The following is a 14,557-nucleotide window of genomic DNA, read 5'->3' on the forward strand; positions in this document are numbered from 1 at the left end:
AAAAATGGCTAAGAATTATAAAAAAAGCTGCTCAGACTAGAGCAGCTTTTATGTTATAAAACTATAATAGTAAGTTTAGAACTTATCATAGAATAATTGAGTTTCAGCCTCGTCACCGCCAATAGCCGTTGAAGCTGCTTGATAATTTGCACCGTTAATAGTTTGTTCTACTATCGGATAGGTATATCTGTTGGGGAATCCTGAAACTGCTTCTGTTGGTTCTGCCATTTCCGGATAGTCCATAATTCTTATAGAAACCCAGGCCTCTACACCGCGATTAAATAATGAAATCCAACGTTGCGTGCCAATAACCTCTTTCCAAGGCGTAGTAGCAGTGCTAGCAGCTTTAGCTAATAGGTAGTCAACTTCAGGTTGAGCCAGATAAGTAGCAGCGTCTGCCGCGGTACCATGCCATTCTAATATGGAAGCAGTAACACCATTATTATAATGGTTTAAAGCTGTATCACCTGTAGTGTACCCACGTTCAGCAGCTTCTGCTAAAAGGAACTCTACCTCGGAGTAAGACATGATTACTCCGTATGCTGTAGCTTCAACCACTTGAGCAGACATTGAAGAATGACTGGCATAAGCGGAAGGCGTACCTATTTCACCTCCTACATAATTACCATCAACAGTGTTAAACCATAAAGGTCTTCTCGGGTCGTCTAAGTCGTTCAAGATGTCGATTAGAGTTTTACCTCCAACGAAGTCATTACGTCCACTAAGTACTACTTCTTTGTGTACAGGATGTGTGTTGGGAGCTGCTGATAAGTATTTCATATTGGCATTCTCATCACTACTAGTAATGATGCCTCCTGCTATAGCAGCTTCTACGGTTGTTTTTGCGTAGGCATTATCGGCATCTGCTAATAATAGTCCCATTCTTAACATGAGTGAGTAACCAAATTTCTTCCAACTGGCTACATCACCATCATAAATATTATCTCCAGTAATAAAGCTTCCTTTGCTTGTGTCTAATCCATTCAGAGCAGTCCCTAGTCTTGAAATCAGGTCCTTGTAAACAGTCATGGCATCATCGTATTTTGGAGTTAAAATATCGATGTTTAGTGCCTCAGTATATGGTACGTCTCCAAAAGTTTCTACTAAATGAGCAAAGGCATATACAGTCATGATTTCTGTTATCATAAGCTTATTGGTAGTATTTTCATCTTCGGGGCTAACATAAGTGGTTTCAGAAATTACTTTAGCTGCTTCATCGAAATCTTTTAAAACGTCTTTATACATAGCACTCCAAAGATTCTCAGGTACTGTTCTAGTTACCTGGTCGTAGTTACTCTCGTCTGTATAGGTGGTTTCTTGAAGAAACTGCGACCATAATTTACAGTTATTTTCATTAACTTCTAAGGTAGCTATTTGATCTACTAATGCTTTTTGAGCACCTGTAAATAAAGACTCTCCAGAAACAGAATCTGGATCCTTAGTGTTTTTATTCAAGTCTTCTAAATTGCTTGAGCACGATGCGAACATAATCGCAGTCGCTATTAATATTATTTTTTTCATAGTAAATTTTTAAAATTGTAATTTAACATTAAAACCAAAGTCTCTGGTAGATGGTAAAGAACCTGTAGAGTAACCTTGTAAGTTACCGGCACCAAGACCCGATTCAGGATCGGCGTGTGGTAAATCTTTGTCAATAATCCAAATGTTGGAACCTACAAAACCAACGCTTGCGGCAGTAAGGAATGTGTCTTTTAACATGCTGTCTGGGAATGCATAAGAAAGAGTTAATTCTCTTAATTTAACAAAACCGGCATCATAAGAGAATGCTTTGTCTGGTAAACCTCTTCTGTAACCAAACGCACCATATCTGTTAGCATTAATTCTGGTCTGGTTAACAGAGCCATCTGGATTAACTCCTTGGTTTATGAAACCACCACTGTCTGATCCATAATTCCCAGGAGTTCCAGTAATAGGGTTTCTAACAGGGTTTCCTAAGTCATTAGTAAACGCTGTTTCTTCATATAAACCTGTAGCTAAACCGTAGTATTGGTCAAGTGACCAAATGTTACCTCCACTTTGAATGTCAATTAAAAATCCTAAAGTAAAGTTTTTATAAGTAAAGCGGTTACTGATACCCATTAACCATTCCGGGTTCGAGTCACCAATTACATTGTCAGATGTAGAAGTCTTTAAGTACTCTCCAGAATCTGGGTCGATTAAACGAGTTTCAGGAGAAGGGTTATCTGGATCCAGATACGTGTAGTCTGTACCATAAATTACACCATAAGGCTTTCCTACTTCGGCATTTATGGTAACACCACCTTGGAAACTACCTAATTGTAATGTTTTAAGTCCTTCTGGTAAGGCTAATACTTTGTTTCGGTTTCTTGTCCAGTTAACATTAATGTTCCAAGTGAAATCTTCAGTCATTACAGGTTTACCGTTAAGTGATAGTTCAACCCCTTTATTTTCGATTTCACCGGCATTTATTGTTTTATATAAATAACCAGAAGCTTCAGAAACGCGCACACCTACAATTTGGTCAACAGATTTCGAGTTGTAATAAGTAAGATCAAATCCTACTCGATTTTTCAAGAAATTCATTTCTAAACCAAACTCGTAACTTTTAGTTCTTTCCGGTTTTAAATCCGGATTGTTTTTAGTGTCTCCAACAGAAGTGCTTGCTGAGTTGAAAGGTGTATTAACATCATAAAAATCCTGAAGTCTGTTACGGCCTCTTGCTCCATTACCTACTTCGGCGTAGTTTGCACTAAATTTACCAAAGGATAACCAGTCAGCATCAACTAATTTACTGAAGATAAAACTTCCTGAAACACCAGGATAGTAAAAAACACTATTATCTTCAGGTAGGGTAGACACATGATCTCTACGAACAGTAGCATCTAAGAAGTAAGTGTCCATAAAACCAAACGAAACACTGGCATATGTACCATCAACACCGTTTTTCCAAACTGTTTCCACAGGAAGTGCTAAAGGGTCTCTACTGTTTTTTAATGTGTATAAGCCAGGTACACTAATTCCACCTTGTGTAGATGATGTTAGTCTGCTAAATTCTGTACGGTTAATATTAACACCAAGAATACCTTTAATGTTAAAATCGTCTGTAATGTCTTTATCTACGTTAATAAATAAATCGTAGTTTGTTTCTGCAGCAAAGATGTCTCTTCTAAGATATCCAGAGTCTACAGTATTTCTGTTGATACTACCATCTAAACCAGTACCGATACCAAAATCTGAAGGCACACTACCTACTTGACGTCTTTCTTCTTGAAGTTCGTTATAAGTATCGGTAGCTACTCGACCTGTTACGGTAAGCCAATCTAATAGATCGTAGGTTAAAGATACATTACCAATAAATCTATTTCTTTCATCTGTTTGGTAATTCTCGTAGCGGGTCCAATATGGGTTGTCCCAGTAAATTGGAGTTAAGTCATCTACGTATGTAGGGTTCCAGGTAACATTTCTTCTGGTCGCAAAGTAAATGTCTTTTTGTTGTTGCACATTTACGTTCGTTTGCCACCATTGTCTGAAATTACTCATAATGTTATCTCCATAACCAGTTGAGTTTCTACCTCTACCATTAGTTTTTATGTAATTAGCAAACCCTGTAGCATGTAACTTGTCGTTAAACGCGTAGCTTCCACTCATAGAGAAGTTGTTTTTTACAATAGAGCTATTAGGAAGTAAACCTGTTTGATCGAAGTTTGTATAATTTAATCTAAAAGTTCCATCGTCGCTACCTTTATCTAAAGATACCGAGTTGGTTAAAGTTACTGGAGTTTCAAAGAATGAAATAGGGCCATTGTCTCCAGATGCTACCCAAGGTGTTTGTTTTAAATAATTGGGGTTTGCAGGATCAAAAGCGTCCCATTGGTATACCAATAAATTTGGATCGAATGCCGGACCGTAAGAGGCGTCTTCACCCAGACCTGCTACTAAATCTCCTGTACCGTCTCCGTTTATATCTTCAACATACCATTGGTTCCCTGGACCGTCGTAGTATGGTCCGTAACCAGCACCGTATTTTTGCTGGTATTTAGGAAATGTCGATTTGTCTACAGAACCAAAAGTTACTCCAGAACTTATAGAAACTCCGTAGCCTTTTGATTTTTTACCTTTTTTGGTTGTAATCATGATTACACCATTAGCAGCTCTAGATCCGTATAATGCTGAAGCAGCTGCACCTTTTAAGATGTTTACAGATTCAATATCATCAGGGTTGATATCAGCAGCGGTGTTACCGTAATCATAGTTACCTCCACTTGCTTGTTCTTGACCTCTGGTATTTGTATTGATGTTGTTAATTGGAACCCCATCAATTACAAAAAGTGCCTGGTTGTTTCCGGTTAAAGACGTATTACCTCTAATTAAAACGTTAGTAGATCCGCCCATGTTTGTAGTTCTGGCAATTTTAATACCAGAAGCCTTACCCGAAAGGTTATTGGTAAAGTTACTACTTTGAACCGTAGTTAATTCTTCACCTCCAACTTCTTGTGTTGAGTATCCTAAAGATTTTTTATCTCTGGAAATACCAAGTGCTGTAACTACCACTTCGTCTAAAAGAGCGGCATCTTCTTCCATTACCACATTAATAGTGTTGGAACTACCTACTGTAATTTCTTGAGTTTTCAACCCAACATAGCTAAAAACCAAAATGTCGCCAACACTGGTTGAGATGGAATAATTACCATCGAAATCAGATTGTGTTCCATTCGTTGTGTTTTTAACAATGATGTTTACTCCAGGAAGGGGCAATCCAGATTTGTCTGATATTGTTCCCGAAACTGTTTTTTCTTGTGCATAACATAGGTGCACAACTAACGCTAGGAATAGCGTTAGAATTCCACTAAACTTTGTTTTCATTTTAAATTTATTTGAATTAGTCGATGCTAAATTCTTAATAAAATGTTAATAAAACTATTTATTTATGTTAAAATCAGAGATTTATGGGTTTTGGATTGGCAATTTTCAAAACATAAATAAAATTGTTATTGTATTTTAATTTTAAAATGTAGATGTAAGGCTTAGGTGAACTTTAGAGTTTGATAGCTTAAAAGCGGTATTTTCATCCTTGCCACTTGCGTAGGTTAATCTGAAAAGACCGGCCTTAGTGTAGATGCCAAAACCAAAGCCGAATCCAAATAATTTATTTTTGATTTCGGTGATTTTATTTTCGAAATATGCCAGATCGATTACAGAATGGATGTAAATTAAGTTGCTTAATTGATAACGATATTCGGTGTTTAATACACTGAAAAATGAAGCTAAAAGACTGTTTTCTTCGAAACCACGAATGGAATTAATCCCTCCAAAGCGCATGAGTTCATTTTCCAGATAATTTTCAGAATTTAAAAGGGAACTCGCAAATTTCAGGTAAACACTATTTTTAGCGTTTAAATTGAAAATATTTGAGGCAGTTAAGTTGAATAATGTCTGGTTTACTTTGTTTGCAGCTTGTGTTCTCTTTCCAATATTGCCATCAAAGATGATTTCGCTTTTTAAAGGGAAAAGTAAACTAAAGGAGTTTAGTTGAATAAATTCATATCCGAAATTTAAAAAGCTTGTTTTGTAATCTTTAATATAGGTGTTGTTGTTTTTTAATAAATTGTTCGATTCGGTAGCTAGAATACCAGCGTGTATTTGATGTTGTGTATTGATTTGGTAATTTGTTTTTGCGGCTTGCTGTGTGGTAGTAAAAGATGAGTCTCTTCTAAATATGCCTAACATTAAATCTAGGCCTATAGGCGATTTGAACAGGTAGGGCAAGGTTAGTTTTGTTTCGAATGTTTTTTGATCGTTTTCGTCGCTTTTATAAAATAGTTTGAAATCTTCTCCAAAATTTAAATTGTTGGTTAGCTTGAGGTTTAAGTATCCATCAAAATCAATCGTATTGGTAGTTTCGTTAGTTCCAAAACCCAGGAAGCCATCAAAGGTGTTGCTCTGTTTTTTTTCTATATATAGGTAAATAGAAGTAGAGTCTTTTGAGAATAATACTTCCGGAGGTTTTACCTCATTAGCAAATCTTAAATTTTTTAAATTGGCCGTTTTCTTTTTTAATTCTGTAAGATTAAAGTTCTGATTGGGTTTTAATTTTAGATAATGCTTGATGTAGCTCTTTGGGAATTTTTTATAGCCTAGAATTTCAATCTTATCAATCTGTCTTTGTTTTGGTTGTTGTTCAATTTTTAACTGTGCTGATAAAAGTTGATTTGGCTCTGTCCTTATATTGAATAAAGAGATCTTGTTAAAAGGTTGTCCGCGCTCTGATATTTTTGTGTTAATTAACTGAAGTGTTGTTTCAATTCGATCGAGGTTTAAGGTGAAGTAGCTGTTTGTAACATGGGAAGAAACTAATTTAAGAATGTTGGGTTCTAGGATTGTATTGTCATAATAAATTTTAATGCTTTTATATAGGGTTTTAAGTTGAAGCTGTATTTCGTAAGTCGAATCGTTTACTTTTTGAGAAGCATTAATCTGGTTTTCAATATAACCAATACGGTAAAGTCTGTTTTGAAGACTATCCAATTCATTACTTATAGATTGATAATTAGGATGCTTCGAAAGGTAGCCAATAGAATCTAAAGTGCGTGTTTCTATTTTGTTATCCCCCTTAATATTTAAACTTAAGTTTTGGCTCGCAAGTGACCACGAAAAAAATATGTATATAATAAGGTATAATAAAGTGGCTCTTTGCACAATATAAATTTTGCTTTTATTAAGATGTAAATCTAACGGAAAACATACACTTATAATATCATGCGTAAAAAATATTTTAAATTCGGTTGAAAATTAATGATTTAGGATTTGAATATTACATTTTAATTTCTACCTTTGCAGCCCTCTTAAAAGAGGATTATTAAATTTATATATATTATATATGCCAACAATTTCACAATTAGTACGAACAGGAAGAGCCAAAATAACCAAGAAGAGTAAATCGGCTGCTTTAGATTCGTGTCCACAAAGACGTGGGGTTTGTACGCGTGTTTACACTACTACACCTAAGAAACCTAACTCGGCAATGCGTAAAGTTGCAAGGGTAAGATTAACAAATGGTAATGAAGTAAACGCATACATCCCAGGTGAAGGTCACAACCTACAAGAGCACTCGATAGTATTGGTTAGAGGTGGAAGGGTAAAAGATTTGCCAGGTGTTAGATATCATATCGTGCGTGGGGCCTTAGACACAGCAGGTGTGCAAGGTAGAACGCAACGTAGATCTAAGTATGGTGCAAAACGCCCTAAAAAGTAATTAAAACTTTAAGAAGAAGACATGAGAAAAAGAGCAGCAAAAAAGAGACCGCTTTTACCAGATCCGCGTTTTAACGATCAGTTAGTAACTCGTTTCGTTAACATGATGATGTGGGATGGAAAGAAGTCTGTCGCTTTTAAAGTATTCTACGATGCAATTGATATTGTAGAATCGAAAAAAACTGACGAAGAGAAAACAGCTTTAGAAACTTGGAAAGATGCTTTATCAAACGTAATGCCTCACGTAGAAGTACGTAGTCGTCGTGTTGGTGGTGCTACATTCCAAATTCCAATGCAAATTCGTCCAGATCGTAAAGTTTCTACTGCAATGAAATGGCTTATTAGCTATGCACGTAAAAGAAACGAAAAATCTATGGCACAGCGTTTAGCATCTGAAATTTTAGCGGCAGCTAAAGAAGAAGGAGCAGCTGTTAAGAAAAGAGTTGATACGCATAAAATGGCGGAAGCAAATAAAGCATTCTCTCACTTTAGATTTTAATAAGAAATGGCAAGAGATTTAAAATATACAAGAAATATTGGTATTGCTGCTCATATTGATGCAGGAAAAACTACAACTACAGAGCGTATCCTTTATTACACAGGTGTATCTCACAAAATTGGTGAAGTACATGATGGTGCAGCAACTATGGACTGGATGGAGCAAGAGCAAGAGCGTGGTATTACTATCACATCTGCTGCTACAACTTGTACATGGCAATTCCCGTTAGAGAATGCTCAACCAACACCTGAAACAAAAGGATATCACTTTAATATTATCGATACTCCGGGTCACGTTGACTTTACTGTAGAGGTAAATCGTTCTTTACGTGTATTGGATGGTTTAGTATTCTTATTTAGTGCTGTTGATGGTGTTGAGCCTCAATCAGAAACGAACTGGAGACTAGCAGATAACTATAAAGTTCCACGTATTGGGTTTGTTAACAAAATGGACCGTCAAGGAGCTAATTTCTTAGCAGTATGTCAGCAGGTTAAAGATATGTTGAAGTCTAATGCAGTGCCAATCGTTTTAAACATTGGTGATGAGGCAGATTTTAAAGGTATCGTTGACTTAGTAAAAAACAGAGCTATCGTATGGCATGACGAAACTCAAGGGGCAACTTTTGATGTAATCGACATTCCAGAAGATATGAAAGAAGAAGCTCGTAAGTACCGCGCACTTTTAATTGAAGAGGTTGCAACGTACGATGAGAATTTATTAGAAAAATTCATGGAAGATGAAGATTCTATTACAGAAGAAGAAGTGCACGCTGCACTTAGAGCTGCTGTAATGGATATGGCTATTATTCCAATGATTTGTGGTTCTTCTTTCAAAAATAAAGGGGTACAGTTCTTATTAGATGCCGTATGTCGTTATTTACCTTCTCCATTAGATAGAGATAATATCATAGGTACAAATCCTGATACAGGTGCAGAAGAAATAAGAAAGCCGGATGCAAATGCGCCTTTCTCTGCATTAGCATTTAAAATTGCTACCGATCCTTTCGTAGGGCGTTTAGCATTCTTCCGTGCTTATTCAGGTCGTTTAGATGCTGGATCTTATATCTTGAACAATCGTTCAGGTAAAAAGGAGCGTATCTCTCGTATCTACCAAATGCACTCTAATAAACAAAATGCTATCGAGTATATCGAGGCAGGAGATATAGGTGCGGCAGTAGGATTTAAAGATATCAAGACTGGTGATACTATGTCTGATGAAAAAAATCCTATCGTTTTAGAATCTATGGACTTCCCAGATCCAGTAATCGGTATCGCGGTAGAGCCTAAGACTAAAGCAGATGTTGATAAGTTAGGTATGGCTTTAGCTAAATTAGCTGAAGAAGATCCAACGTTTACAGCAAGAACAGACGAAGCTTCAGGACAGACTATTATTTCTGGAATGGGTGAGCTTCACTTAGATATTATTGTTGACCGTCTTAAGCGTGAGTTTAAGGTAGAAGTAAACCAAGGTCAGCCACAGGTTGAGTACAAAGAAGCTATTACACAACGTGCAGAACACAGAGAAGTTTATAAGAAACAATCTGGTGGACGTGGTAAATTCGCGGATATTGTATTTACTCTTGAGCCAGCTGAAGAAGGTAAACAAGGTCTTGAGTTTGTTTCTGAAATTAAAGGTGGTAACGTTCCTAAAGAATTTATCCCTTCAGTAGAAAAAGGATTTAAAATGGCAATGGTTAACGGTCCTTTAGCAGGATACGAGGTTGATGCTATGAAAGTTACTTTAACAGACGGTTCTTACCACGATGTGGATTCAGATCAATTATCATTCGAATTGGCTGCAAAACTTGGATTTAAAGCTGCTGCAAAAGCTGCAAAGGCGGTAATCATGGAGCCTATCATGAAATTAGAAGTGTTAACTCCTGAGGAAAACATGGGAGATATTGTAGGTGACCTTAACCGTCGTCGTGGTCAAGTAAACGACATGAGCGACAGAGCTGGTTCTAAAGTTGTTAAAGCACTAGTGCCGTTATCTGAAATGTTTGGTTATGTAACATCGTTACGTACCTTATCATCAGGTAGAGCAACTTCAACAATGGAATTCTCACATTACGCTGAAACGCCTTCTAACATTTCTGAAGAAGTAATTAAAGCAGCTAAAGGCGTAGAAGCTTAAAATCTAAGAAAATGAGTCAAAAAATTAGAATAAAATTAAAATCTTACGATCACAACTTAGTAGACAAGTCTGCTGATAAGATTGTAAAAACAGTAAAAAATACTGGAGCGGTAGTAACAGGACCAATTCCGTTACCAACCAATAAAAAGATTTTCACAGTATTACGTTCTCCACACGTAAACAAGAAGTCTAGAGAACAATTTCAATTAAGCTCTTACAAGAGATTATTAGATATTTACTCTTCGTCTTCTAAAACAATCGACGCTTTAATGAAACTTGAATTACCAAGTGGTGTTGAAGTGGAGATTAAAGTTTAAGTAGAACATTTACATGTCCTTAACGACGGGTTAGGGAAAAACGGAAAAAATACAATTCAAGGCTGAAGGTATTTTTCAGCCTTGAAAATTTTAATAACAAATAGTAATAATTAATAAATAATAAATATGTCTGGGTTAATTGGAAAAAAGATCGGTATGACCAGCATTTTCGATGAAAATGGAAAAAACATTCCATGTACAGTAATCGAAGCTGGACCATGTATCGTTACCCAAGTCAGAACCACTGAGGTTGACGGTTATGAAGCTGTGCAATTAGGTTTCGATGACGCGACAGAAAAAAGCGCTACTAAAGCTGACCAAGGTCACGCTAAGAAAGCAGGGACTTCTGTAAAACGCAAAATCGTTGAGTTTAAAGGTTTTGATGCGGAGTACAAATTAGGAGATGCTATCACTGTAGAACACTTCAATGAAGGAGAGTTTGTTGATGTTGCTGGTACATCTAAAGGAAAAGGTTTTCAAGGTGTTGTAAAACGTCATGGTTTTGGTGGTGTAGGTCAAGCTACTCACGGACAACATAACCGTTTAAGAGCACCTGGTTCTATTGGAGCTGCTTCATATCCTGCAAGAGTTTTTAAAGGAATGAAAATGGCCGGAAGAATGGGCGGTGAAACAGTAAAAGTTCAAAATTTAAGAGTTTTAAAAGTAGTAGCTGAAAAGAACCTACTTGTGGTTAAAGGTTGTGTACCTGGACACAAAAACGCTTATGTAATTATTAGAAAGTAATGGAAGTAGCAGTTTTAGATATAAACGGAAAAGATACTGGTAGAAAGGCAAACCTTTCTCAAGAAGTATTTGCTATCGAGCCTAATAATCATGCAGTATATTTGGATGTTAAGCAATACTTAGCAAACCAAAGACAAGGAACTCATAAATCTAAAGAAAGAGGAGAGATCTCTGGAAGTACGCGTAAGATTAAAAAGCAAAAAGGAACAGGTACTGCCAGAGCAGGTAGTATTAAATCTGGAGTTTTTAAAGGTGGTGGTCGTATGTTCGGTCCAAGACCAAGAAATTATAGCTTCAAATTAAATAAAAATTTAAAGCGTTTAGCGCGTAAATCTGCATTAAGTATTAAAGCAGGTGAGCAGAATATCGTAGTATTAGAAGATTTCAACTTTGAAACTCCTAAAACTAAGAACTTCACGGCTGTGCTAAAAGCCTTAAAATTAGAGGATAAAAAATCTCTATTTGTGTTGGGTGGGTCAAATAATAACGTATATTTGTCATCGCGCAATTTACAAGGTTCTGAAGTTGTAACTTCTTCAGAATTAAGTACTTACAAGATTTTAAATGCAAATCAAGTAGTGCTTTTAGAAGGTGCCTTAGAAGGAATTGAGTCAAATTTAAGTAAATAGAAACAATGAGTATCTTAATTAAACCTATAATCACAGAGAAAGCGACAGCAGATAGCGAGTTAAGAAATTGCTATACATTCGCAGTGAATACAAAGGCGAACAAGGTAGAAATTAAAAAAGCGGTGGAAGCTGCTTATGGTGTTTCTGTTGAAAAAGTTCGTACTATAAATGTCCGTCCAGAAAGAAGAACGCGTTATACAAAAACCGGGATTCAACATGGTAAAACAAATGCTGTTAAAAAAGCAATTGTACAACTGGCGGAAGGTGAAATGATTGATTTATACAGTAACATGTAATTAGACAACAATGTCAGTAAGAAAATTAAAACCAATCACACCAGGACAGCGTTTTAGAGTAGTTAATGGATTTGACGCCATTACTACTGATAAGCCGGAGAAAAGTTTATTAGCTCCGAATAAAAGGTCTGGTGGTAGAAACAGTCAAGGAAAAATGACCATGCGTTATATCGGTGGTGGTCATAAAAGAAAGTATCGTATTATCGATTTTAAACGTGACAAAGCTGGAATTCCAGCCGAAGTTAAATCTATCGAGTACGATCCAAACAGAACCGCTTTTATCGCGTTATTGAATTATCAAGATGGCGAAAAAAGATATATCATTGCTCAAAATGGTTTACAAGTAGGTCAAACTGTAGTTTCAGGAGACAATGTAGCTCCAGAAATTGGTAATGCAATGCCTTTAAGTCAAATTCCATTAGGAACAATTATTTCTTGTGTTGAGTTACGTCCAGGTCAAGGAGCTGTTATGGCTCGTAGTGCTGGTGCTTTTGCTCAGTTAATGGCTAGAGATGGTAAGTTTGCAACAATCAAATTACCTTCAGGAGAAACAAGATTAATTTTAGCTAATTGTTTAGCAACTGTTGGGGTAGTATCTAATTCGGACCACCAATTGTTAGTATCTGGTAAAGCAGGTAGATCAAGATGGTTAGGAAGAAGACCACGTACTAGACCAGTAGTTATGAACCCAGTAGATCACCCAATGGGTGGTGGTGAAGGACGTGCTTCAGGTGGACACCCACGTTCTAGAAATGGCGTTCCTGCTAAAGGATATAGAACACGTTCTTTAAAGAATCCAACGAATAAGTATATTGTAGAACGTAGAAAGAAATAAGACATGGCAAGATCATTAAAAAAAGGACCTTACGTTCATTATAAATTAGAAAGAAAAGTAGCTGCTAACGTTGAAGCTGGCAAGAAAACTGTAATCAAAACTTGGTCTAGAGCTAGTATGATTACTCCAGATTTTGTTGGGCAAACAATCGCAGTTCACAATGGCCGTCAATTCGTACCAGTATACGTTACTGAAAACATGGTAGGTCATAAATTAGGAGAATTTTCACCAACACGTTCATTCCGTGGACATGCAGGTGCTAAAAACAAAGGTAAAAAGTAGTAAGCTATGGGAAGTCGTAAAAAACAAATGGCAGACGCTATTAAGGAAGGAAAGAAGCAAGTTGCTTTTGCTAAACTTAATAATTGTCCTACATCACCAAGAAAAATGCGTTTAGTAGCCGATTTAGTAAGAGGTGAAAAAGTAGAAAAAGCACTTAATATCTTAAAATTTAGCCAAAAAGAAGCTTCTAACCGTTTAGAGAAATTGTTATTGTCTGCAATTGCAAACTGGCAAGCTAAAAACGAAGAAGCAAGCTTAGAAGATGCTGAATTATTTGTAAAGGAGATTAGAGTTGATGGCGGATCAATGTTAAAAAGGTTGCGTCCAGCACCTCAAGGTCGTGCACACAGAATTAGAAAACGTTCTAACCACGTAACAATCGTTGTTGGAGCTAACAATAACACACAAAGCTAAGATAGATAGTATGGGACAAAAAACAAATCCAATCGGAAATCGCTTAGGTATTATCAGAGGATGGGAGTCTAACTGGTACGGAGGTAATGATTATGGAGATAAGCTTGCCGAAGACGATAAAATTAGAAAATACGTACACGTACGTTTATCTAAAGCTAGTGTAAGTAGAGTAATCATCGAAAGAACTTTAAAACTTGTAACCGTTACTATCACTACGGCTCGTCCAGGTATCATTATTGGTAAAGGCGGTCAAGAGGTAGACAAGTTAAAAGAAGAGCTTAAGAAAATTACTGGAAAAGAAGTTCAGATTAACATCTTTGAAATTAAAAGACCTGAACTTGATGCGTTTTTAGTAGCATCTAGTATTGCTCGTCAAATTGAAAATCGTATTTCTTACAGACGTGCAATAAAAATGGCTATAGCTGCTACCATGCGTATGAACGCTGAAGGAATTAAAATCCAGATTAGTGGTCGTTTAAACGGAGCGGAAATGGCACGTTCAGAACACTACAAAGAAGGACGTATTCCTTTATCAACTTTTAGAGCCGATATTGACTATGCTTTAGTTGAAGCACACACTACTTACGGTAGATTAGGTGTTAAAGTATGGATCATGAAAGGTGAAGTATATGGTAAAAGAGAGCTTTCTCCACTTGTAGGATTATCTAAGAAGCAAGGTGGAAAAGGTGGAGCAGGACGTGGTACAAAAGCACCTCGTCGTAGAAAGTAATTTTTTATAAAGTAAAGAAAAATGTTACAGCCTAAAAGAACAAAATTTCGTAAGCAACAAAAAGGACGTATGAAAGGTCTGTCTCAAAGAGGACACCAACTTTCAAACGGAACTTTTGGAATAAAAGCATTAGACTCTCAGTTTATAACTGCTCGTCAAATTGAAGCAGCTCGTATTGCCGCGACTCGTTACATGAAAAGAGAAGGTCAACTTTGGATTAAAATATTTCCAGACAAGCCTATCACTAAGAAACCTCTTGAAGTACGTATGGGTAAAGGTAAAGGTGCCGTTGAGTATTGGGTAGCGGTTGTAAAACCAGGAAGAGTGCTTTTCGAACTAGGTGGTGTGCCATTAGACGTAGCTAAAGAAGCATTACGTTTAGCAGCACAAAAGCTACCAGTAAAAACTAAGTTTATCATTGCTCGCGATTACGAAGCATAATTTA

Annotated in this window: 15 protein-coding genes; 12 read left to right on the top strand and 3 right to left on the bottom strand. The window is 36.6% G+C overall.

The genetic code is table 11. The annotated features are described in order from the left end of the window. Nucleotides 1-75: 75 nt before the first annotated feature. The 3 genes from H611_RS0111325 to H611_RS0111335 all read right to left on the bottom strand — a co-directional run bounded on the left by H611_RS0111325 (nucleotide 76) and on the right by H611_RS0111335 (nucleotide 6,678). Nucleotides 76-1,521 (bottom strand): SusD/RagB family nutrient-binding outer membrane lipoprotein, encoded by a 1,446-nt coding sequence (locus H611_RS0111325; RefSeq protein WP_027138485.1) that lies wholly within the window; start codon nucleotides 1,519-1,521, stop codon nucleotides 76-78. A gap of 9 nt (nucleotides 1,522-1,530) precedes the next feature. Then, nucleotides 1,531-4,845, bottom strand: a complete 3,315-nt coding sequence (locus H611_RS0111330; RefSeq protein ID WP_027138486.1) for a SusC/RagA family TonB-linked outer membrane protein — start codon at nucleotides 4,843-4,845, stop codon at nucleotides 1,531-1,533. A 141-nt stretch (nucleotides 4,846-4,986) separates the two neighbouring features. Continuing rightward, a complete protein-coding gene (locus H611_RS0111335) occupies nucleotides 4,987-6,678 on the bottom strand; it encodes a POTRA domain-containing protein (RefSeq protein ID WP_051238794.1) in 1,692 nt (563 codons plus the stop codon). A 181-nt stretch (nucleotides 6,679-6,859) separates the two neighbouring features. Here H611_RS0111335 and rpsL point away from each other — a divergent pair, with 181 nt between their 5' ends. From rpsL to rplP, 12 genes are all read left to right on the top strand, one after another. Continuing rightward, complete coding sequence (gene rpsL / locus H611_RS0111340; RefSeq protein WP_027138488.1) at nucleotides 6,860-7,234, top strand: 30S ribosomal protein S12; 375 nt, start codon at nucleotides 6,860-6,862, stop codon at nucleotides 7,232-7,234. A gap of 21 nt (nucleotides 7,235-7,255) precedes the next feature. After that, nucleotides 7,256-7,732, top strand: a complete 477-nt coding sequence (rpsG, locus tag H611_RS0111345) for a 30S ribosomal protein S7 (RefSeq protein ID WP_027138489.1) — start codon at nucleotides 7,256-7,258, stop codon at nucleotides 7,730-7,732. 6 nt (nucleotides 7,733-7,738) lie between these two features. Then, nucleotides 7,739-9,865, top strand: coding sequence for an elongation factor G (fusA, locus tag H611_RS0111350; protein ID WP_027138490.1), 2,127 nt, complete (start codon nucleotides 7,739-7,741; stop codon nucleotides 9,863-9,865). A gap of 11 nt (nucleotides 9,866-9,876) precedes the next feature. After that, nucleotides 9,877-10,182, top strand: a complete 306-nt coding sequence (gene rpsJ, locus H611_RS0111355; protein WP_027138491.1) for a 30S ribosomal protein S10 — start codon at nucleotides 9,877-9,879, stop codon at nucleotides 10,180-10,182. Between the two features lie 126 nt (nucleotides 10,183-10,308). Further along, entirely contained in the window at nucleotides 10,309-10,926 is a 618-nt protein-coding gene (gene rplC, locus H611_RS0111360; RefSeq protein WP_027138492.1) for a 50S ribosomal protein L3, read from the top strand. Beyond that, nucleotides 10,926-11,555, top strand: coding sequence for a 50S ribosomal protein L4 (rplD, locus tag H611_RS0111365; protein WP_027138493.1), 630 nt, complete (start codon nucleotides 10,926-10,928; stop codon nucleotides 11,553-11,555). The genes rplC and rplD overlap by 1 nt, the downstream gene beginning before the upstream one ends. Nucleotides 11,556-11,560: 5 nt before the next feature. Continuing rightward, complete coding sequence (gene rplW / locus H611_RS0111370) at nucleotides 11,561-11,851, top strand: 50S ribosomal protein L23 (protein ID WP_027138494.1); 291 nt, start codon at nucleotides 11,561-11,563, stop codon at nucleotides 11,849-11,851. Nucleotides 11,852-11,861: 10 nt separating this feature from the next. Then, nucleotides 11,862-12,686, top strand: a complete 825-nt coding sequence (rplB, locus tag H611_RS0111375) for a 50S ribosomal protein L2 (RefSeq protein WP_027138495.1) — start codon at nucleotides 11,862-11,864, stop codon at nucleotides 12,684-12,686. A gap of 3 nt (nucleotides 12,687-12,689) precedes the next feature. Continuing rightward, the gene (gene rpsS / locus H611_RS0111380; protein ID WP_027138496.1) at nucleotides 12,690-12,968 is read left to right on the top strand and encodes a 30S ribosomal protein S19; all 279 of its coding nucleotides are present in this window, start codon (nucleotides 12,690-12,692) and stop codon (nucleotides 12,966-12,968) included. A gap of 6 nt (nucleotides 12,969-12,974) precedes the next feature. Beyond that, nucleotides 12,975-13,382 carry a 50S ribosomal protein L22 gene (gene rplV, locus H611_RS0111385; protein WP_027138497.1) on the top strand — a complete coding sequence of 136 codons (408 nt, stop codon included), beginning with the start codon at nucleotides 12,975-12,977 and terminating at the stop codon, nucleotides 13,380-13,382. 10 nt (nucleotides 13,383-13,392) lie between these two features. Continuing rightward, a complete protein-coding gene (gene rpsC, locus H611_RS0111390; protein WP_027138498.1) occupies nucleotides 13,393-14,112 on the top strand; it encodes a 30S ribosomal protein S3 in 720 nt (239 codons plus the stop codon). A 21-nt stretch (nucleotides 14,113-14,133) separates the two neighbouring features. Next, nucleotides 14,134-14,553: a 50S ribosomal protein L16 gene (gene rplP / locus H611_RS0111395; protein ID WP_027138499.1), complete on the top strand. Its 420-nt coding sequence runs from the start codon at nucleotides 14,134-14,136 to the stop codon at nucleotides 14,551-14,553. Nucleotides 14,554-14,557 lie beyond the last annotated feature (4 nt).

Source organism: Gaetbulibacter saemankumensis DSM 17032, from assembly GCF_000425645.1.
In the GTDB taxonomy this organism is placed as follows: Bacteria; Bacteroidota; Bacteroidia; order Flavobacteriales; family Flavobacteriaceae; genus Gaetbulibacter; species Gaetbulibacter saemankumensis.